This window comes from Kitasatospora sp. NPDC001527, assembly GCF_040298605.1.
In the GTDB taxonomy this organism is placed as follows: domain Bacteria; phylum Actinomycetota; class Actinomycetes; order Streptomycetales; family Streptomycetaceae; genus Kitasatospora.
This window is the reverse complement of sequence record NZ_JBEPAM010000052.1, coordinates 16,423-36,150: the sequence shown is the minus strand read 5'-3', so window position 1 is coordinate 36,150 and position 19,728 is coordinate 16,423. Positions and strand designations below refer to the sequence as shown.

The window sequence follows — 19,728 nt, the reverse complement described above, 5'->3', positions numbered from 1 at the left end:
GGGCCGAATGCACCCATAACACGAACGGATAGACTGATCGATATGCGCCGAGCGAAAATTGTCTGCACCCTGGGTCCCGCGACGGACTCCTACGAACAGCTCAAGGCCATCGTCGAGGCGGGCATGAACGTCGCCCGACTGAACATGAGCCACGGCTCCCATGCGGAACACGAGGAGCGGTACCGCAAGGTCCGCCAGGTCTCGGAGGACACCGGCAAGACCATCGGCGTTCTGGCCGACCTCCAGGGCCCCAAGATCCGTCTGGCGACCTTCGCCAACGGACCGGTGACCGTCGACAACGGCGACGAGTTCACCATCACCACCGAGGACGTCCCCGGTGACCAGCACATCTGTGGAACCACCTACAAGGGCCTGCCGGGCGACGTCAAGCCCGGTGACCCGGTCCTGATCAACGACGGCGTCATCGCCCTGGAGGTCGTCAGCGTCGACGGCCCGCGGGTGAGGACCGTGGTCGTCGAGGGCGGCGTGCTCTCGAACAACAAGGGCATCAACCTCCCCGGCGCGGCCGTCAACGTGCCCGCGCTGTCCGAGAAGGACAAGGAGGACCTGCGCTTCGCCCTGCGCCTGGGCGTCGACATGGTCGCGCTGTCCTTCGTCCGCAACGCCGCGGACATCAAGGACGTCCACGCGGTCATGGACGAGGTCGGCATCCGGGTGCCGGTCATCGCCAAGATCGAGAAGCCGCAGGCCGTCGAGGCGATGGAGGAGATCGTCCTCGCCTTCGACGCGATCATGGTGGCCCGCGGCGACCTGGCCGTCGAGTACCCGCTGGAGCGGGTGCCGCTGGTCCAGAAGCAGCTGATCACCCTGGCCCGCCGCAACGCCAAGCCGGTCATCGTCGCCACCCAGATGATGGAGTCGATGATCCACGCCTCGCGCCCGACCCGCGCCGAGGTCTCCGACGTCGCCAACGCCATCCTGGACGGCACCGACGCGGTCATGCTGTCCGCCGAGTCCAGCGTCGGCAAGTATCCGGTCGAGACCGTCCGCACCATGAGCCGGATCTGCGAGAAGGCCGAGGAGGAGCTGGTCTCCCAGGGCCTCCAGCCGCTCAACCCGGGCCGCAAGCCGCGCACCCAGGGCGGCTCCATCGCCCGCGCCGCGTGCGAGCTGGGCGACTTCCTGAACGGCAAGGCGCTGGTCGCCTTCACCAAGTCCGGTGACACCGCGCGGCGGCTCTCCCGCTACCGCTCGCCGATCCCGGTGATCGCCTTCACCCCGGACCACGCCACCCGCAACCAGCTCTCGCTGAGCTGGGGCGTCGAGGCGCACGTGACCGAGCAGGTGGAGACCACCGACGAGATGGTCGCGCAGGTCGACCGCGAGCTGCTGCGCATCAGCGAGCTGGGCGAGGGCGACACCGTGATCGTCACCGCCGGCTCCCCGCCCGGCATCCCCGGCAACACCAACATGGTCCAGGTGCACCACCTGGGCACCCGCACCTCGTAAGGCGGCGCGGAACACGCCCGTGGGGCGGTCCCTCCGGACGGGAGGGGCCGCCCCACGGGCGTTTCGGCGGGCCGGGAGCCCGGGGTCAGGCGTTCCCGGGGTAGGGCTTGTCGTCGTTGTAGAGCTGCATGCCGGGGATCTTCAGGGTGCCGCCGAACTGGCCCGACTGGATCGCGGTCACCCCGGTCAGCTCGATCCACAGCGGGAGCTGGAGCTGGCCGATCAGGTCGTACAGCCACTGCGGCAGCGGACCGTCCGGGGTGAGGGTGAGCTCGCCGAGGTCGATCGGGATCGGCAGGCCGAGCACCTTGGACAGGTGGCCGGAGAGCCGCTCCACGTACATGGTGACCGGGCCCTTGCGCATGGTCGAGGTCGAGCCGGGCGCGCCCTTCACGTGAAAGGTCTTGCCGTTGCCCTGCAGCGTCGACATGTGCAGGTTCTCGATGTCGACGCTCTCCACCTCGAACTTCAGCACCCGCTTGGTGCCGGTCGGCGTCCGGACGTCGACCACGCCGAGCAGCACGGCGTGGTTGAGGCCGAGCCGGGTCGTCTGCAGGGTCCAGTTCTGCTCCGGCACCAGGATCGGGTTGTCGGCCGGCTTGCCGTCGGGGGCGAGCCCCTCGGTGCCGACCAGGCAGTTCGGGTCCTTGGACGGCGTGGCCGAGGGGCTGCCGGACGCGCTCGGCTTCACCGAGGCGGACGGGGTCCCGGACGGGGTCCCGGAGGGGCCGGCGGACGGGCTGCCGGACGGCTCGGCGGTCGACGAGGGGGTGTCGGTCGGCCGCGGGCTCGCCGGCGCCGTCGAGGCGGTCGGCTCGGGCGTTCCCGGGGTGGCGGAGGGCGTGGGCGCGGCGGTGCCGGCCGGCGTCCCCGTCGGCTCGGCGGCCGGGGTGCCCGTCGGCGCCCCGGTCCCGGCGGCCGGTGCCTGGGTGGTCGGCGCCGGGGCGGCGGCGCGCGCGCCGGCGGACGGGCTCGCGGTGGGGCTCGCCGAGCCGCTCGGGCGGACCGGGTCGGTGGTGGCGCCGACGATGTCGTCGATCGGACCGGCCTGGACGGCCCCGCCGCCGGTGCTCGCGCGGGCGGTCGCGGGCGCGGTCGCGGTCGCCGTCCCGGTCGCGGCCGGCTTCGGCACACTCGCCGGGCCGGCGCTCGTCGGTGCGGCGGTCGGCGCGGACGTCCTGGTGGCGATGGCCTTGGGCACCGGCACGGTCGGGCCGGGGATCGGCGGCGGCAGCTCGCTCTTGGGCACCGGCGTCTCGGCGACGGCGGGCGGCTGCGGCACGGCGTCCGGCGCGGTGGCGCACGGCTTGCCGGCGGTGGACTCGGCGATCGCCGGGTTCGGCGTGTAGGCGGCGGCCATCAGCAGCGCGGTCGGCACGGCGGCCATCGCCAGCGCCCGGCCGCGCAGCCGGACCCGCACGGGCGTACGGGGCGCCGCGTGCCGGGGCGAGCGCTGCGCCGGGGCCTGCGGAAGCTCCTCGCGCGGGTCGCTCACCGGACCTCCTTCGGCTCGCCGGCCTGCTGCGCCGGAACGGTTCCCCCGGCGGCGGCCGGGGGCTGCTGGGCGGCGGGCGCGTCACCGGCGGGAGCCTCGGCAACGGGCGCGGGGGCCGCCTCGGCGGCGAGCACACCGTCGGCCCCGGCCGCGTCGTCGGCGGGCGGAAGCGGCGCCCAGGCGATCATCAGACCGCCACCGATCAGACCGGGCAGGACCGACAGCCCGAAGCCGCCCAGGTTGGAGACCGGGATCGCGACCAGGGTGAGCAGCGTGGTGGCGATGCCCGCGAAGACCCGGACGACCGGCTGGAACCAGGCGGTCAGCCCGAGCACGATCAGCAGCATCCCGATGATCAGCGAGCCCGCGCCCCCGGTGGTGGCCATGGCGAGCGTCATGCCGTTCAACGACAGGTTGGCGTACGGGAAGTACATGATCGGGATGCCGGCGAGGACGGCCAGCAGTCCGCCCCAGAACGGCCGGGAGCGGCGGAAGTCACGGAACACCCGGCGCACCCACCGCAGGGGGTTCTCGCGTTCGGCGGGCCGCGGCTCGGCAAGGGTGCTGGACACGGAGCAGCTCCTCGGAGGTGTGACGAGGTGAAACGGAAAGGGGGAGCCCGGGGACGGCGGCCCCTACGGCCACCGTCCCCGGCCCCCGACCCGCCGTCAGGCGGTCAGCCGGTCAGCCGGGGAACCGGCTCAGAAGCACTCGTGGCCCGCGTCGGTGTAGAGGTTGAGCTTCAGGCCCTTGAGCTTGAAGGTGCCCGCCGAGGTGGCCCACGCGGTCTGCTTGGCGCCGTACAGGTCGGCGGTCTCCGCGGCCTGCGCGAAGCCGGTCTTGCCGCTGGGCAGGCCGGAGCCGAGCGCGGACTTCCAGTTCTTGGTCGCCGTGCCGTCGAGGGTGGAGGCGTCCTGGCCGATGTTGATGTTGCCGAACTCGGCGTCGGCCTCAAGGGAATCGAGGTCGATCAGCAGGTTGGCGGCCTCGACCTGGCGGTCCTGCTGCTCGCTGTCACCGGCCTCCAGGCGGAGGGTGATCTTCGGGAGCTTGAACGGCAGCGGGATCACGTTCGGGTCGGTGACCAGCGACTGGCACAGGCCCTTGATCCGGGCCGTGTCGAAGGCCGAGACCGCGACCGGGTGGGTCGTCTTGTCCTTCTCGACGTCGATCGAGCCGAACTGCGCGAACTTGGTGCCGTGCAGCTCCTTGGCGCTGACCTTGAACTGCTGGCCCGAGATGCTGAACGAGGCGGCGAGCGCGCTGTTCGCCAGGCCGACGCCGACCGCGGCGGTGGCCGCGAGGCTCGGCACCATCACCAGGGCGAAGCGCTTCCAGCGGGTCTTGCCGTAGGTCTTGGACATGCGTGTCCTCCTTCTGGGACGTACATCTCCGGCTCCCCGGTGGCGAGTCCCGCACCGGTGGGGCCTGGGATGGGAGAGAGCTACGTCCTCGGTAGCGGAGAGCGCCGTGGCAACACCGGCGATCCCCCCGAGCGACAACCAGTGACCGCGCGGGCAGCGCGGCCGTGCGAAGGACAGGAACCGCCGTGGGACCGCGGATACCCCCCTGCCCTCTCGCCGGCGGCATGACCGCCGGCCGCCCGGTGGGGATCCCCTCCTCCGGGTCCGCCGACCGGCTGCCGGCGGGGGTCGAAGTGTGGGGACCGGGCGTGCCGATGCTGCTCGAATCCCGGGCGAAGCACAAGAGGTTGCATTACTGACGGGTAATCCCACTTGGGCGCGGATGATCATGAAATCGGCGCCCCGGATACGCAGCGTCACCAAATGGAGGATTCGTGGGGGCGAAATCCCTCGGAAACATCAGTGAAACACCCGCGGACGGTCACATGTCGTGACCGTCCACGGGTGTTGTCAAGATTTGGTAAACCTCAGCGGTGATGGCCGGATTGTCGCCAAATCACCCGGCGGCACCGCAGGTCATCCGCCGTGTCGCCGACCGGAGTTCAGAACAGCACCCGGGCCAGCGCCTGGCGCGCCGCGGTGACCCGCGGGTCCTCGGGGCCGATCACCTCGAACAGCTCCAGCAGCCGCAGCCGGGCGGCGTCCCGGTCCGCGCCGAAGGTCCTGCCGACCGTCGACACCAGCCGGCCGAAGGCGTCCTCGACGTGCCCGCCGACCAGGTCCAGGTCGGCCGCCCTCAGCTGGACCTCGACGTCCTTCGGGTCGGCCGCGGCGGCGGCCCGCACGGTCTGCAGGTCCAGCCCCTCGACCCGCTGCAGCAGCTCGGCCTGGGCCAGGCCGAGCTTGGCCTCGGCGTTGCCCGGCTGGTCGGCCAGCACGTTCCGGTAGGCCTGGATGGCACCGCCCAGGTCCCCCTGGTCGAGCGCGTCGTGGGCCGCGGACAGCGCCGGGTCCTCCGGACGGAGCGGGGCGGCCGCCTCCGCGCCCTCGGCGGGCGCGCCGCCGGTGCCGACGATGCCGAAGCGCTGCTCGGCGACCAGGATCAGCTGGTCGAGCACCTTGCGGACGTTGGCCTCGTTCTCGGCGCCCTGGAACAGCGGGACCAGCTGGCCGGCCACCACGGCCATCACGGCCGGGATGCCCTGGATGCCGAACTGCTGGGCGATCAGCTGGTTGGCGTCGACGTCGATCTTGGCGAGCACGATCCGGCCGGCGTACTCCTCGGCCAGGCGCTCCAGGATGGGGCTGAGCTGCTTGCAGGGCCCGCACCACTCGGCCCAGAAGTCGACGACCACCGGCACCTCGGTGGACCGCTGGACCACCTCGGCCTCGAAGGTGTCCTCGGTGACGTCGACGACGAGCGGGTACCCGGCCCCGGCCGGGGCGTCCCCGGCCGCCTCACCGGCGGCCGACTGGCGGGCCCGCTCGGCCCTGGCCTGCTCGGCCTTCTGGGCAGCCTCGCCGGCTGCCTTCACCGCGGCGAGGTCGACCGCACCACGCAGGGCGGCACTGTTGAGACGAGAATTCCGTGGCTGCATGGCACCATCCTCCCCCGCCCGCGCCGCTGGTGGGCACCAACCTCCCGGAAAACGCCCCGCGCGGGCTGCGCGGTCCCGATTCCCGGGGTGGCGGAGCCACTGCCCGATAGCCTGAACCGTTTCGGCACGGATCCCCATCCGCGCCCGCGCCGCTCCCGTCCCACGGGACGCGGCGCCTGATCGTCGCTTTCGCTACGAGTCGTAGCGTAACTGGACCCGGGGCATCCGCCGCAACCCCTGCCGCCCCCCGGCCGACGTGAGGTGGGCCACTTTCCCGGGCGGCCCGGCTGACCTGGACACGCGAAAGTCGCTACCGTTACCGCTCCCACCCAAGTTACTTACCGGTAAATCGCAAGGAGGCCCGGTGCCGGCCCCCCAGCCACCCCTCCCGGAGAGCCCGGAGACCGCCGTCACCCGGACCAAGGGCCGCCCGCGCAGCGCCGCCGCCGACCGCGCCATCCTGGACGCCACCCGCGAGGCCCTCGCCGAACTCGGCTGGGGCGGGCTCACCATGGGCCACGTCGCGACCCGCGCCGGGGTCGCCAAGACCACCCTGTACCGCCGCTGGCCGTCCAAGAACGAGCTGGTGGTGGACGCCGTCGCCAGCCTCTTCGACGAGCTGGCGATGCCCGACCTGGGCAGCCTGCAGGCCGACATCGAGGCGGTGGTGGCCCAGTTCGCCGAACTGCTGGCCCGCCCGGAGAGCCAGGCGGCGCTGCTCGCCCTGTTCGCCGAGGGCTCCCGCGACGGTGAGCTGCGCCGGCGGATCCGGGAGGCGATCGTCGACCCGCAGAAGCGGCTGGTCCGGCAGGGCCGCGCGGCGGCCCAGGCCCGCGGCGAGCTGGCCCCGGACGACGACGAGGCGACCGCCCGCGAGGAGGTCGACATCATCTTCGACACCATCGCCGGCACGGTCGAGCACCGGGTGCTGGTGAGCGGCGAGCCGATCACCCCCGAGTGGACCCGGCGCTTCACCGGCCTGCTGCTCGGCACCTTCCCGGGCCCGTGAGCGGCTGAGCGCGCGCGACGGCCGCCCGTCGCCCTCGCAGGGCGCCGGGCGGCCGTCGGCCGGACTCAGAACCGGGCGGCCTCCCGGTAGATGCCCCACTCCTCGCGCAGCGCGTTGCAGATCTCGCCCAGGGTCGCCTCGGCGCGCACCGCGTCCAGCATCGGCGGGATCATCGACGCGCCGGAGCGCGCGGCGGCCAGCATCGCGTCCAGCCCGGCCTTGACCGCGGCCTCGTCCCGGGCCGCCTTGCGCGCGCCCAGCACCCGGACCTGCTCGCGCTCCACCTCGTGGCTGACCCGCAGGATTTCCAGCTCGGGGGTGACGCTGCGCGGGTGGCAATTGACGCCGACGACCCGCTTCTCGCCCTTCTCCACCCCCCGCTGGTACTGGAAGGCGGCCTCGGCGATCTCGCCGGTGAACCAGCCGTCCTCGATGCCGCGCAGGATGCCGGAGGTGACCGGACCGATCGGGTGGTCCTCGCGGCCCTTGTCCAGGATCTTCCGGAAGATCTCCTCGGCCTGCTGCTCGATCCGGTCGGTCAGCGCCTCGACGTACCAGGAGCCGCCCAGCGGGTCGGCCACATTGGTGACGCCGGTCTCCTCCATCAGCACCTGCTGGGTGCGCAGGGCGATCTCGGCGGCCTGCTCGGAGGGCAGCGCCAGGGTCTCGTCCAGGGCGTTGGTGTGCAGCGAGTTGGTACCGCCGAGCACCGCCGAGAGCGCCTCGACGGCGGTGCGGACCACGTTGTTGTACGGCTGCTGGGCGGTGAGCGAGACACCGGCGGTCTGGGTGTGGAACCGCAGCCACTGGGCCTTGTCGGTCTTCGCGCCGAACCGCTCGCGCATCCAGCGGGCCCAGATCCGGCGGGCCGCGCGGAACTTGGCGATCTCCTCGAAGAAGTCGAGGTGCGCGTCGAAGAAGAAGGACAGGCCCGGCGCGAAGACGTCCACGTCCAGGCCCCGGGACAGGCCCAGCTCGACGTAGGCGAAGCCGTCGGCCAGGGTGTACGCCAGCTCCTGCGCGGCCGTCGCCCCGGCCTCGCGGATGTGGTAGCCGGAGACCGAGAGCGGCTTGTAGGCCGGGATCCCGCCGGCGCAGTACTCCATCAGGTCGCCGATCAGCCGCAGGTGCGGCTCGGGGGCGAAGAGCCACTCCTTCTGGGCGATGTACTCCTTGAAGATGTCGGTCTGCAGGGTGCCGTTGAGCACCGCCGGATCGACGCCCTGCCGCTCGGCGGCCACCAGGTACATGCAGAAGATCGGCACCGCCGGGCCGCTGATCGTCATCGAGGTGGTTACCTCGCCGAGCGGGATGCCGCGGAACAGCACCTCCATGTCGGCGGCCGAGTCGATCGCCACACCGCAGTGGCCCACCTCGCCGAGCGAGCGCGGGTCGTCGGAGTCGTAGCCCATCAGGGTGGGCATGTCGAAGGCGACCGAGAGGCCGCCGCCGCCCGCCTCCAGGATCATCCGGTACCGCTCGTTGGTCTGCTCCGCGTTGCCGAAGCCGGCGAACTGGCGGATGGTCCACGTCCGGCCCCGGTAGCCGGTCGGGTGCAGGCCGCGGGTGTAGGGGTACTCGCCGGGCCAGCCGATCCGCTCGAAGCCCTCGTAGGCCTGCCCGGGGGCCGGACCGTAGACCGGCTCGACCTCGTCCCCGGAGAGGGTGGTGAAGTCCGCGTCCCGCTTGCGGGCACTGTCGTACCGCTGCTGCCAGCGCTGCCGCCCGCGCTCGATCTCCTCGGCGTCCATGACCCCGAACTCCGCTCCGTACGGCCGCCACACCAGCGGGCGGCACAGCTGTTAGGACGTCCTACCAATTTACTCGGACGTCCTACTACTTGTCGATGGACGCCCGGCAGAGGCTAGCGGGACATGCGGAAGGGCGCCCTCCCCCCTTGGGAAAGGCGCCCTGAATTCCCGCCGCGGGGCTCCGCTCAGACGCCGGCCGGCTGGCGGGCGTCGCCGGCGGGCAGCTTGGCGGCCGCCTCGGCGGCCACCTTGCGCTCGGCGACGAAGGAGGCAAACGGGATGCAGCCGGCGGCCAGGGTGAAGATCATCCGGCCCAGCGGCCACTTGAGCTTCTGGCCGAGCATGAAGGTCACCACGAAGTACCCGATGTAGAGGTAGCCGTGCAGCATCGCGACGTAGGTGGTCAGGTCCTCGGCCGCGTCGAAGCCGTACTTCGCGACCATGAAGCCGCAGAACACCAGCAGCGCCACACCGGTCGCAACGGCCAGGGCGCGGTACCAGCCCAGCAGGGGGGTCGCCTTCATCGTCTTCATCGCCTCGCTCGGCAGCATCGGGGGGGGTACGTCCTGATCCGCGCACCGCTCACACGAGGGTAGCCGCCCTCACGCCCCGGACCGCGCAGGCCCCTCGCCCGGCGGCTCGGTGAAGTCGCCCGCGGCGACCCGCAGCGGGCGCAGCAGCTCGAAGACCTCGCGGCACTGGTCGGCGCCGTACTCCTCCAGCCCGAACTCCATCGCCATGAGCTCCCGGGTGGCGCCCTCGACGACCTCGCGGCCCCGGTCGGTGATCGCGGCGAGCACCCCTCGGCCGTCCAGCGGGTTGGGGCGGCGGGCGACCAGGCCGGCCCGCTCCAGGCGGTCGACGGTGTTGGTGACGCTGGTCGGGTGGACCATGAGGCGCTCGCCGATCTTGGAGAGCGACAGCTCGCCGGTCCGGCTGAAGGTGAGCAGCACCAGCGCCTCGTAGCGGGCGAAGGTCAGCCCGTACGGCTTGAGCACCGCGTCCACGCGGGAGAGCAGGATCTGGTGGGCCCGCATGACCGAGGTGATCGCCGCCATCGCGGGGACGGCCCCCCAGCGGCGGGTCCACAGCTCGTCGGCGCGGGCGATCGGGTCGAAGTCGAGTGCGAGGGGCTTGGCCACCCGCTTACCGTACCGGCGGGCGGGGCCGGGGCTAGCAGGCGTCCTGATGGTGGACAAGCGCGACACGTGGCGGGAACACGCCAGGCGGTCCGCCAGGTACGTACCAGCACGTTGCGCGGGTGTGAACGGGCACCAACCATCCGACCGCGCCGCACGGTTGACCCGCCGGAGGGCGTCCACCGCGCTACCAGGCCTCGGTTCGGACGGTAACCCGCCGAAAGACCGGGTGATTCGCCCGGTTCGTCACCCTGTTCACCTTCCGCAACGTTGGCGGGACCTGGCCAATCCATGAACAAGACCTGTCATTTCACTTGTTGGATTGTCATGCTTTCCGCCAGCCCCGTCCGGTGGCCGCCACCCCACTCACCGGTGGTCACCGTGGACCGCACGGAGCAGCACGTCAGCGCCCGTTCCGCCCCTCAGGTGCCAACCCCGGCACCCCGGAACGCGGCGCGACCGCGCACACGCGGTTTCCCGGAAGGACCTGTACGTGAAGCGAAGCCTCGCAGCCGGCGCCGTACTCTCCGCCACCGCCCTGCTCACCGGCGTGATCCAGGTGAGCACCGCCGCCCAGGCCACCCCGACCCCCTCGGTCCAGGCGCAGGCCGCGCAGCACCGCGCCGACCTGATCGCGCTGGCGAGCGGTCAGGCCGGCCCGCTGGGCAAGGCCCTCGGGCTGGGCGGCCAGGAGGCGCTGGTCGCCAAGGACGCCGTGGTGGACGCCAACGGCACGCGCCACCTCCGCTTCGAGCGCACCTACGCCGGACTGCCGGTCCTCGGCGGCGACCTGGTCGTGCACCAGGCCGCCGACGGCACCGTCAAGGCGGTCGACAAGGCCGTCGCCGCGCAGATCTCGGTGCCGAGCCTGACCCCGAAGATCCCCGCCGACAGGGCCGCCGCCCAGGCCTCCGGCGCGGTGCAGTCCACCGTGGGCATCGCCGCCGACAAGGACGAGTCCCCGGTCACCGAGGTGCACCGGGCCGGCGCCGCCCAGCTGGTCGTCTGGGCCGCCGACGGCAGCCCGCGGCTCGCCTACCGGACCACCGTGGAGGGCGTGCGCGCCGACGGGACCCCGAGCAGCCGGCTGCTGGTCACCGACGCCGCCACCGGCCAGGTGCTCTCCAGCCACGAGCAGGTGCAGACCGCCTCCGGCACCGGCACCGGCGTCTTCGTCGGCACCGTTCCGCTGACCACCACCAGCACCAGCGGTGGCTACTCGCTCAAGGACGCCTCGCGCGGCGGCCAGTCCACCAGCGACCTCAAGGGCAAGACCTCCGGCTCCGGCACCCTCCTCACCGACACCGACAACGTCTGGGGCGACGGCACCGCCGCCAACCGCCAGTCGGCCGCGGTGGACGCGCAGTTCGGCGCGGCGGCCACCTGGGACTACTACAAGAACACCTTCGGCCGCAACGGCATCAAGAACAACGGCGTCGGCGCCACCAGCCGGGTCCACTACGGCCGCAACTACGTCAACGCGTTCTGGAACGACTCCTGCTTCTGCATGACGTACGGCGACGGCACCAACAACACCAACCCGCTGACCGCGCTGGACGTCGCGGGCCACGAGATGACCCACGGCGTCACCTCGGCCACCGCGGGCCTGAACTACTCGGGCGAGTCCGGCGGCCTCAACGAGGCCACCTCGGACATCTTCGGCACCCTGGTCGAGTGGTCCGCCAACCTCCCCGCCGACAAGCCGGACTACCTCATCGGCGAGGAGATCGACATCAACGGGGACGGCACCCCGCTGCGCTACCTGGACAAGCCCTCCAAGGACGGCGCCTCGGCCGACTCCTGGTCCTCCTCGGTGGGCGGCCTGGACGTCCACTACTCCTCGGGCGTGGCCAACCACTTCTTCTACCTGCTGGCCGAGGGCAGCGGCGCCAAGGTGATCAACGGCGTCGGCTACAACAGCCCGACCTCCAACGGCTCGACCGTCACCGGCATCGGCCGGGACAAGGCGGGGGCGGTCTGGTACCGGGCGCTGACGGTCTACTTCACCTCGACCACCAACTACAAGGCGGCCCGCACCGGCACGCTGAGCGCGGCGGCCGACCTCTACGGCGCCGGCAGCGCCGAGTACAACGCGGTGGCGGCCGCGTGGAGCGGCGTCAACGTCAACTGACGTCCGCCCGCCGGGCGTCCGGGGCCCCACTGGGGGGAGGGCCCCGGGCGCCCGCGCGCGCGGCCCGCGTAGCAACGCCGGACGGAGCCGACAAGGCCCGCCGCTGGCGGGATCCCGCCACGGAACACGCCGCGCACACCCCGACATCCTCCCCACCGCCACCACCCGTGCGGGTCTTGGCGAGACCTGGCCAATCCCCGGCGGCGCCCTGTTCTTTCACGACCTGCATTGTCATGCTTCTGTCCAAAGCCCCGTCCGGACGCCCGTCGCCCCCACCCATCGACGGTGCGTCAGGCCGCACGGAGCAGCAGCACGTCCGCGCCCTACCGCCCCCTGGCGCCGACCCCGGCGCCCCGGTACGTGGCGTGACCGCGCACCCGCGGTTTCGTGGAAGGAACCCGCACGTGAAGCGAAAGCTGACAGCCGGCGCCGTACTCTCCGCCTCCGCCCTGCTGGCCGGCGCCATCCAGGTCGCCGCCGCCCCGGCCCAGGCCGCCCCCGTCCAGCAGCGCGAGGCCCTCGTCGCCCTGGCCGGCCAGCAGGCCGCGCCGGTGGCCAGGGCGCTCGCCCTCGGCGGCCAGGAGCAGCTGGTCGTCAAGGACGTGGTGGTCGACGCCAACGGCACACGCCACCTGCGCTACGACCGCACCTACGCCGGCCTCCCGGTGCTCGGCGGCGACCTCGTCGTCCACCAGAAGGCCAACGGCGCGATCGCCTCGGTGGACCGCGCCTTCGAGGGCCGGCTCGCACTGGCGAGCCTCACCCCGGCGCTATCCGCCGGCACCGCCTCCACCCAGGCCGTCGACGCGGTCCGGGCCACCGTCGGCGTCGCCCCGGCCGACGCGGACGCCTCGCCGGTCACCCGGGTCGACGGCGCGAGCGCCCCGGCCCTGGTGGTCTGGGCGGGCGACGGCAGCCCGCGGCTGGCGTACCGGACGGTGGTGCACGGCGAGCGGGCCGACGGCACCCCGAGCAGCCAGCGGCTGGTCACCGACGCCGCCACCGGCCAGGTGCTCTCCACCCACGAGGAGGTGCAGACCGCGGCCGGCACCGGCAAGGGCGTGCACGTCGGGTCGGTCAGCCTGACCACCACCCAGAGCGGCTCCACCTACCAGCTCAAGGACCCGTCCCGCGGCAACCAGTGGACCGGGAACGCCAAGAGCGGCAACGCGCTCTACACCGACGCGGACAACAACTGGGGCAACGGGCTCGCCTCGGACACCCAGTCCGCCGCGGTGGACGCGCAGTACGGCACCGGCGCCACCTGGGACTACTACAAGAACACCTTCGGCCGCAACGGCATCAAGAACAACGGCGTCGGCGCCAGCAACCGGGTCCACTACGGCAACGCCTACGTCAACGCCTTCTGGCAGGACTCCTGCTTCTGCATGACGTACGGCGACGGCAGCGGCAACAGCAACCCGCTGACCGCCGTCGACGTGGCCGGCCACGAGATGAGCCACGGCGTCACCTCGGCGACCGCCAACCTCACCTACTCCGGCGAGTCCGGCGGCCTCAACGAGGCCACCTCGGACATCTTCGGCACCCTGGTCGAGTGGTACGCCAACCTGCCGGTGGACGTGCCGGACTACCTGATCGGCGAGAAGATCAACATCTTCGGCAACGGCCAGCCGCTGCGCTACCTGGACAAGCCCTCCAAGGACGGCTCGTCCAAGGACTCCTGGTACTCCGGGATCGGCGGCATCGACGTCCACTACTCCTCGGGCGTGGCCAACCACTTCTTCTACCTGCTGGCCGAGGGCAGCGGCGCCAAGGTGATCAACGGCGTCAGCTACAACAGCCCGACCTCCAACGGCTCGACCGTCACCGGCATCGGCCGGGACAAGGCCGCCGCCATCTGGTACCGGGCACTGACCGTGTACTTCACCTCCAGCACCAACTACAAGGCCGCCCGCACCGGCACCCTGAACGCCGCCAAGGACCTCTACGGGCTCAGCAGCACCGAGTACAACGCGGTGGCCGCGGCCTGGAGCGCGGTGAACGTCAACTAGCCGCGTCGGACCACCCCCGGAAAAACGGCAGGCTGCCGGGGCCCACTGGGAGAGGGGGCCCCGGCAGCCTGCCGGCGCGTCGCGGGGAGGTCAGGCCGCGGCCGGCACCGCGGCCGCGCCGCGCTCCTCCTTGGCGAGCATCCGCTCGGCCACGAAGCCGCCGCCGGGCAGGACCGAGAGGATGAACAGCAGGGCGCCGCGCTTGACGTCCCACTTCTGCGTCTGCCAGGCCAGGATCCAGAAGACGACGTACAGGATGAACAGGATCCCGTGGATCATGCCCATCACCGGCACGGCGTTGAAGTCGGTGGTGCGCTTGAGCACCGAGCAGAGCAGCAGGAGCAGGAAGGAGACCCCTTCGGGGCCGGAGACCAGGCGCAGGCGGTGGACGGCGCTGCTGTTCACGATGGGTACCTCGATACGCGGGGGGCTCGGAGATCGCTTGTGAACGGACTCACAAGGATCCGCTCCATTATCACCGAGCACATGTCCGAACCCGCCGCCGGGGTGGCGGCCCGCCTCGGCCGCCCGCTTTGTCGCAGACACGTACCAGAACACCCTCACCCCCTCCCCCGCCGCGCCCGCCGACCGCTAGATTGCGGCCGTGGCACAGTTTCGACTCCAGGGGTCAAAGACGCTCGCCGTCGACATGACCGGCGATTCCGTGAAGGCCAAGAACGGCTCCATGGTCGCCTACACGGGCCAGATGAACTTCAAGAAGCTCAGCGGCGGCGGTGACGGCCTGCGCGGCATGGTCACCCGCCGGCTCACCGGCGAGCAGATGACCGTCATGGAGGTGAAGGGACAGGGCACCTGCTACTTCGCCGACCAGGCCACCGAGATCAACCTCGTGCGGCTGAACGGCGAGACGCTCTACGTCGAGTCCGACAACCTGCTCTGCACCGAGGGCACGCTGAAGACCGGCACCAGCTTCACCGGCCTGAACGGCGTCTCCTCCGGCAACGGCCTGTTCACCACCAAGGTCGAGGGCCACGGCTGGGCCGCCGTCACCTCCAAGGGCCCGGCGGTGATCCTGCGGGTCTCCCAGGGCATGCCGCTGCGGGTGGACCCCGGGGCGTACGTCGCCCACACCGGCAACCTCAACCGTTCCATCAAGTCCGGCGCCGGCTGGAGCACCTTCATCGGCGAGGGCGGCGGCGAGGCCGTCCAGGTGGAGTTCACCGGCGAGGGCCTGGTCTACGTGCAGCCCTCCGAGAAGCTGACCGTCGGGGGCGACGTCTGATGGCGTTCACGAAGATCAACAGCAAGATGATCGAGGCCCTGGTCGTCCCGGGCCAGCGGCTGTTCAGCCAGCGCGGCGCGATGCTCGCGTACACCGGCGAGGTGCGGTTCACGCCGAACATGACCGGCGGGCAGGGCGGCGTGATGTCGATGATCGGCCGCCGGGTGGCCAACGAGGACACCCCGCTGATGACCGTCGAGGGCCAGGGCAGCGTGATGTTCGGGCACGGCGGCCACCACGTGCACGTGATCGACCTGACCGGCGACACCCTGTACGTCGAGGCGGACCGGCTGCTCGCCTTCGAGGGCTCGCTGCAGCAGTCCACCATGTTCATGGGCTCGCAGGGCGGCGTGATGGGCATGGTCCGCGGCCAGGTGACCGGCCAGGGCCTGTTCACCACCAAGCTGGACGGCCACGGCGCGGTCGCGGTGATGGCGCACGGCGGTGTCTTCGAGCTGCCGATCACCCCGCACCAGCCGGTGCACGTCGACCCGCAGGCGTACGTCGCGCACCGCGGCCAGGTCCAGAACAAGCTGTCCACCGCGCTCGGCTGGCGCGACATGATCGGCCGCGGCTCCGGCGAGGCGTTCCAGCTGGAGCTGTCCGGGAACGGCACGGTGTACGTGCAGGCGAGCGAGGAGAAGCTCTGATGTCCTACCCGCCGCAGCCCCCGTACGGGCAGCCGCAGGACCCGTACGGCCAGCCGACCCAGCCCGGTCACCCCGGCTACCCGCCGCCGGGCCAGCCCTACCCCCCGCAGGGGCAGCCGTACCCGCCGCCGGGTCAGCCGTACCCGCCGCAGCAGTACCCCCCGCAGGGGTACCCGCAGCAGGGCGGCTACCCGCCGCCCCCGCCGCCCGGCTACCCGGCCCAGCCGCCGCAGCAGTACGCCCAGGAGCAGTACGGCGGCGCGCAGGCCCCGCTGCCCAAGGCGCAGGACGGCTCCGGCCCGGTGGTGCACGACGCGCACAGCCTGCCGTCCAACGACAACGTCAACCCGTACGCCTTCTCGGTGGACCTCAACGGCTCGTACTTCCTGCAGAAGGGCAAGATGATCGCCTATTACGGCGACATCTCCTTCAAGGGCGTCGGCGCCGGCGCGGTGGACCGCATGCTCGGCCAGCACTTCAACTCGCCGATGCACGCGGCGGACTGGGTGGTCGCCGAGGGCCGCGGCAAGCTGCTGCTGGCCGACCGGGCCTTCGACCTCAACTCCTACGACCTGGAGGAGGGGAACCTGACGGTCCGCTCGGGCAACCTGCTGGCCTTCGAGCCCACCCTGAGGCTCAAGCAGTCGATCATCCCGGGCTTCCTGACCCTGATCGGCACCGGCAAGTTCGTCGCCGCCTCGAACGGGCCTGTGCACTTCGTCGAGCCGCCGATCCGGGTGGACCCGCAGGCCCTGGTCGGCTGGGCGGACTGCCCGGCGCCGTGCCACCACTACGACCACGACTACATGCACGGGCTGCTCGGCGGCCTGCGCCGGCTCACCGGGGTGGGCGGGGCGTCCGGCGAGGAGCACCAGTTCGAGTTCATCGGCGCCGGCCAGGTGCTGCTGCAGTCCTCCGAGGTCCTGATGGCGGAGCGGGCGGTCGGCCAGGTGCACGCCGAGGCCGGGGTGCCGATGGGCGGGGTACCGGGCCAGCACGCCTCGGGGCACGGGAGCCAGTCGTCCAACATGAACGTGCCCGGCCTCGGTAACCTGGGCGACCTCGGACGGCGCTTCGGACTCTGACCGCACCCGGCCGCGGCGCGGGGGGCGCCCCGCCGCGCCGTGGCCGGATCGCGACGGCCACCGGATGTGAACGGCGGATAAAGTCGTACAACATTGAACTAAATGCGGTATCCTGGGCCGCATGGAGACGCACACGATCGAACCCGCCGACCCCTCGGCCCCACCGCCCGACCGGCCCGAGGAGGAGACTCCCTGGCTCACCGCCCGGGAGCAGCGGTTGTGGCGCGCCCACCTGGAGGTCGCCAAGCTCCTCGACTACCAGCTGAGCCGTGAGCTCCAACCGCACAGCCTCGCGATCAACGACTACGAGATCCTGGTGGTGCTCTCCGAGGCGCCCGAGCGGCGGATGCGGATGACCGACCTGGCCACCGCCACCCTCCAGTCCAAGAGCCGGCTCTCGCACCAGATCACCCGGATGGAGAACGCCGGCCTGGTGCTGCGCCAGGAGTGTCCGGGCGACCGCCGCGGCCTCTACGCCCACCTCACCGAGCAGGGCTGGGAGACCATGCAGCGGGTCGCGCCCTGCCATGTGCGCAGCGTCCGGGCGCACTTCATCGACCGGTTCACCCCGGAGCAGCTCGACGCGATGTACGAGGCGCTGGCCCCGGTCGCCGAGCACCTGCGCGGACTGCGCGGACGGGCGTAGCGCCACCGCGGGGCACGGGCAGCCCCCGCGGTGACGCCGGGTGGCCGGCGGCTTCGGGCCGTCGGCTACTTCAGGCCGCCGGCCGCGAGCAGGCCGAAGGCGGCCGCCACGAGCGCGGTGCGCGCGGCGTGCAGGGCGTTCCAGCGCGCCTCGAACCCCTGCCGCAGCGCGTGCCAGTCCGCCTCGGTGACCGGGTTCCCGGCGGCCAGCCGGGCGTTCATCGGGACATTGCCGAGCAGGGTGACGGCGATCGCCCCGGCCGCGCAGAGCGCCGCCGCGCCCAGCAGCCAGGTGCGCGAACCCCCGTCGCCGAAGCCGCCCGCGAGGACGGCCCAGGGCAGCAGCGCCGTCCCGGCCAGCACCACCAGGAACGGCGGGCTGGGGACCGCCTCGTTCAGGTGCCGCATCGCGACGACGTAGGCCCGGTCGTCGAGCCGCGCCAGGGCGCGGACCACGGCGAAGGCGTAACAGAAGCAGAACCCGGCGAACAGGCCGGTGCAGACCAGGGCGAGCAGCATGACCGGACGCGCCACGGCGGCCTAACCTCTCGGTCGTGGGCGCGACCCCCGGGCGGTTGCCCGGGGGCCGCGCCGGTACGGAACGGGTCAGATCTCGATCTCGGTGAGGACGGCGCCGCCGGGACGGCCCGCCGCCTCCTTGACCGGCTCGGCGGCCGGTCCGGCCGGCGCCCCGGTGGCCTGCGCCGCCGGACGGCTCTTGATGAACAGCGCGGAGACGCCGCCGAGCATGACCACCGCGGTGCCGACCCACAGCGCCGGGGCCAGGCCGTCGGTGAAGCTCTGGGCGCTGCCGTAGCCGCCCTCGGCGGTGAAGATCGAGGCCAGCACGGCGATGCCGAACACGCCGCCGAGCTCGCGGATGGCGTTGTTGGCGCCGGAGGCGATGCCCTCCTCGGCACGGCCGACCGAGCCGAGCACGAGGTTGGCGACCGGGCCGTAGTAGAGACCCATGCCGAGGCCGTTGGCGATGAAGCCGGGGATCAGGACGGCGTAGGACGCGGTCGGGCTGACCACCACGGCCAGGTAGAGGATGCCGGCGGCCTGGAGGAAGAGGCCGGCCGCGACGATCGGCTTGCCGCCGATCCTGTCCGACAGGATGCCGCTGACCGGGGCGGCGAGCAGGGTCATGCCGGTCCAGGTGAGCATCTTGACGCCGGCGCCGAGCGGCGAGGCGCCCTGCACGGTCTGCAGGTACTGGGTGATCAGGAAGACCACGCCGAACATGCCGAAGTACATGAAGAGCGAGGCCAGGTTGGCCGCCGTGAAGGTGGCGCTGCGGAAGAAGCGCAGCGGCAGCATCGGGGTGGGCGTACGGGCCTCCCACCAGACGAAGGCGGCGAAGAACAGCACGCCGGCGGCCAGGCTGGCGACGATCTGGCCGTCGGTCCAGCCGCGCTCACCCGCCCGGACCATGCCGAGCACCAGGCCGAGCATGCCGAGCCCGGCGAGCAGGGTGCCGACCAGGTCGAGCTTGGTGCTCGGGCCGTGGCTCTCGGTGAGCCAGCCCGGGATGAGCGCCAGCAGGACGATGCCGATCGGCACGTTGATCCAGAAGATCCAGGACCAGGAGAGGTTGTTCAGCACCACGCCGCCGGCCAGCGGGCCGAGCGCGACGGCCAGGCCGCCGATGCCGCCCCAGGCGCCGAGCGCGGCACCGCGCTTCTCGGGCGGGAAGGCGGCGGAGAGCATGGTCAGGGTGAGCGGCAGCACGATGGCCGCGCCGAGGCCCTGGATGACGCGGGCGGTGATCAGCGTCTCGATGCTGCTGGAGAGCGCGGCGAGCGCGGAGGAGCCGGTGAAGATCGCGAGTCCGACCGCGAAGAGCCGCTTGCGGCCGAACCGGTCGGCGACCGCCGAAGCGATCATGAGAAAGACCGCGAAGGTCAATGTGTAGCCATTGACCGTCCATTCCAGGCCCTCGACGTCCGTGTGCAGTTCCTCGCGGATGCTCGGCAGCGCCGTGGTGACGATCAGGTTGTCCAACGAGGCCATGAACAAGGCGATCCCGACCACGATCGCGGTCCGGACGGGGTGCCCACGGGTCGCCGAATCAGCCGAGAGAGTTACACGTTCGGACATGACGTCCCCTCAGGAGGTACGCGCCGCGCACTAGGG

At 72.0% G+C, this 19,728-nt stretch carries 18 protein-coding genes; 8 read left to right on the top strand and 10 right to left on the bottom strand.

Annotation, left to right across the window (positions count from 1 at the left end):
• Positions 1 to 42: 42 nt before the first annotated feature.
• On the top strand, positions 43 to 1,470 hold the full coding sequence (gene pyk, locus ABT238_RS32475; RefSeq protein ID WP_350562486.1) for a pyruvate kinase: 1,428 nt from the start codon (positions 43 to 45) through the stop codon (positions 1,468 to 1,470).
• Positions 1,471 to 1,555: 85 nt separating this feature from the next.
• On the opposite strand, the gene ABT238_RS32470 is transcribed toward pyk, so the two are convergent.
• From ABT238_RS32470 to trxA, 4 genes are all read right to left on the bottom strand, one after another.
• Complete coding sequence (locus ABT238_RS32470) at positions 1,556 to 2,965, bottom strand: hypothetical protein (protein ID WP_350802278.1); 1,410 nt, start codon at positions 2,963 to 2,965, stop codon at positions 1,556 to 1,558.
• The gene (locus tag ABT238_RS32465) at positions 2,962 to 3,537 is read right to left on the bottom strand and encodes a DUF6114 domain-containing protein (RefSeq protein WP_350802277.1); all 576 of its coding nucleotides are present in this window, start codon (positions 3,535 to 3,537) and stop codon (positions 2,962 to 2,964) included. Before ABT238_RS32465 ends, ABT238_RS32470 begins: the two co-directional genes overlap by 4 nt.
• 129 nt (positions 3,538 to 3,666) lie before the next feature.
• The gene (locus ABT238_RS32460) at positions 3,667 to 4,329 is read right to left on the bottom strand and encodes a DUF6230 family protein (RefSeq protein ID WP_350562492.1); all 663 of its coding nucleotides are present in this window, start codon (positions 4,327 to 4,329) and stop codon (positions 3,667 to 3,669) included.
• A 602-nt stretch (positions 4,330 to 4,931) separates the two neighbouring features.
• Complete coding sequence (trxA, locus tag ABT238_RS32455; RefSeq protein ID WP_350562494.1) at positions 4,932 to 5,927, bottom strand: thioredoxin; 996 nt, start codon at positions 5,925 to 5,927, stop codon at positions 4,932 to 4,934.
• 364 nt (positions 5,928 to 6,291) lie between these two features.
• On the opposite strand from trxA, the gene ABT238_RS32450 reads away from it, so the two are divergent.
• On the top strand, positions 6,292 to 6,936 hold the full coding sequence (locus ABT238_RS32450; protein ID WP_350562496.1) for a TetR/AcrR family transcriptional regulator: 645 nt from the start codon (positions 6,292 to 6,294) through the stop codon (positions 6,934 to 6,936).
• 65 nt (positions 6,937 to 7,001) lie between these two features.
• On the opposite strand, the gene icmA is transcribed toward ABT238_RS32450, so the two are convergent.
• From icmA to ABT238_RS32435, 3 genes are all read right to left on the bottom strand, one after another.
• Positions 7,002 to 8,687 (bottom strand): coenzyme B12-dependent isobutyryl-CoA mutase large subunit, encoded by a 1,686-nt coding sequence (gene icmA, locus ABT238_RS32445; RefSeq protein ID WP_350562498.1) that lies wholly within the window; start codon positions 8,685 to 8,687, stop codon positions 7,002 to 7,004.
• Positions 8,688 to 8,872: 185 nt separating this feature from the next.
• Complete coding sequence (locus ABT238_RS32440) at positions 8,873 to 9,238, bottom strand: DUF3817 domain-containing protein (protein WP_350562500.1); 366 nt, start codon at positions 9,236 to 9,238, stop codon at positions 8,873 to 8,875.
• Between the two features lie 51 nt (positions 9,239 to 9,289).
• Positions 9,290 to 9,829 carry a MarR family winged helix-turn-helix transcriptional regulator gene (locus ABT238_RS32435; protein WP_350562502.1) on the bottom strand — a complete coding sequence of 180 codons (540 nt, stop codon included), beginning with the start codon at positions 9,827 to 9,829 and terminating at the stop codon, positions 9,290 to 9,292.
• 490 nt (positions 9,830 to 10,319) lie between these two features.
• On the opposite strand from ABT238_RS32435, the gene ABT238_RS32430 reads away from it, so the two are divergent.
• Both ABT238_RS32430 and ABT238_RS32425 read left to right on the top strand, forming a co-directional pair.
• Positions 10,320 to 11,957, top strand: a complete 1,638-nt coding sequence (locus ABT238_RS32430) for a M4 family metallopeptidase (protein WP_350802276.1) — start codon at positions 10,320 to 10,322, stop codon at positions 11,955 to 11,957.
• A gap of 365 nt (positions 11,958 to 12,322) precedes the next feature.
• The gene (locus ABT238_RS32425) at positions 12,323 to 13,969 is read left to right on the top strand and encodes a M4 family metallopeptidase (RefSeq protein ID WP_502884188.1); all 1,647 of its coding nucleotides are present in this window, start codon (positions 12,323 to 12,325) and stop codon (positions 13,967 to 13,969) included.
• Positions 13,970 to 14,059: 90 nt separating this feature from the next.
• Here ABT238_RS32425 and ABT238_RS32420 read toward each other — a convergent pair whose 3' ends face one another.
• Positions 14,060 to 14,377: a DUF3817 domain-containing protein gene (locus ABT238_RS32420; RefSeq protein WP_350562790.1), complete on the bottom strand. Its 318-nt coding sequence runs from the start codon at positions 14,375 to 14,377 to the stop codon at positions 14,060 to 14,062.
• Positions 14,378 to 14,573: 196 nt separating this feature from the next.
• Here ABT238_RS32420 and ABT238_RS32415 point away from each other — a divergent pair, with 196 nt between their 5' ends.
• The 4 genes from ABT238_RS32415 to ABT238_RS32400 all read left to right on the top strand — a co-directional run bounded on the left by ABT238_RS32415 (position 14,574) and on the right by ABT238_RS32400 (position 17,593).
• Entirely contained in the window at positions 14,574 to 15,212 is a 639-nt protein-coding gene (locus ABT238_RS32415; RefSeq protein ID WP_350562508.1) for an AIM24 family protein, read from the top strand.
• On the top strand, positions 15,212 to 15,862 hold the full coding sequence (locus tag ABT238_RS32410; RefSeq protein WP_350562510.1) for an AIM24 family protein: 651 nt from the start codon (positions 15,212 to 15,214) through the stop codon (positions 15,860 to 15,862). Before ABT238_RS32415 ends, ABT238_RS32410 begins: the two co-directional genes overlap by 1 nt.
• Before the next feature lie 272 nt (positions 15,863 to 16,134).
• The gene (locus tag ABT238_RS32405; protein ID WP_350562792.1) at positions 16,135 to 16,947 is read left to right on the top strand and encodes an AIM24 family protein; all 813 of its coding nucleotides are present in this window, start codon (positions 16,135 to 16,137) and stop codon (positions 16,945 to 16,947) included.
• A gap of 121 nt (positions 16,948 to 17,068) precedes the next feature.
• Entirely contained in the window at positions 17,069 to 17,593 is a 525-nt protein-coding gene (locus ABT238_RS32400) for a MarR family winged helix-turn-helix transcriptional regulator (protein WP_350562512.1), read from the top strand.
• Positions 17,594 to 17,658: 65 nt separating this feature from the next.
• Here the strand turns inward: ABT238_RS32400 and ABT238_RS32395 are convergent, their stop codons facing one another.
• The gene (locus ABT238_RS32395) at positions 17,659 to 18,126 is read right to left on the bottom strand and encodes an anthrone oxygenase family protein (protein ID WP_350802275.1); all 468 of its coding nucleotides are present in this window, start codon (positions 18,124 to 18,126) and stop codon (positions 17,659 to 17,661) included.
• A 72-nt stretch (positions 18,127 to 18,198) separates the two neighbouring features.
• Positions 18,199 to 19,692, bottom strand: a complete 1,494-nt coding sequence (locus tag ABT238_RS32390) for an MFS transporter (protein WP_350802274.1) — start codon at positions 19,690 to 19,692, stop codon at positions 18,199 to 18,201.
• Between the last annotated feature and the right edge of the window lie 36 nt (positions 19,693 to 19,728).

Excerpts from the sequence above, each read along its gene's own strand:
- ABT238_RS32460 (WP_350562492.1), bottom strand. The coding sequence starts at position 4,329 with ATGTCCAAGACCTACGGCAAGACCCGCTGGAAGCGCTTCGCCCTGGTG.
- ABT238_RS32440 (WP_350562500.1), bottom strand. The coding sequence starts at position 9,238 with ATGCTGCCGAGCGAGGCGATGAAGACGATGAAGGCGACCCCCCTGCTG.
- pyk (WP_350562486.1), top strand. The coding sequence starts at position 43 with ATGCGCCGAGCGAAAATTGTCTGCACCCTGGGTCCCGCGACGGACTCC.
- ABT238_RS32390 (WP_350802274.1), bottom strand. The coding sequence starts at position 19,692 with ATGTCCGAACGTGTAACTCTCTCGGCTGATTCGGCGACCCGTGGGCAC.
- ABT238_RS32410 (WP_350562510.1), top strand. The coding sequence starts at position 15,212 with ATGGCGTTCACGAAGATCAACAGCAAGATGATCGAGGCCCTGGTCGTC.
- ABT238_RS32400 (WP_350562512.1), top strand. The coding sequence starts at position 17,069 with ATGGAGACGCACACGATCGAACCCGCCGACCCCTCGGCCCCACCGCCC.
- trxA (WP_350562494.1), bottom strand. The coding sequence starts at position 5,927 with ATGCAGCCACGGAATTCTCGTCTCAACAGTGCCGCCCTGCGTGGTGCG.
- icmA (WP_350562498.1), bottom strand. The coding sequence starts at position 8,687 with ATGGACGCCGAGGAGATCGAGCGCGGGCGGCAGCGCTGGCAGCAGCGG.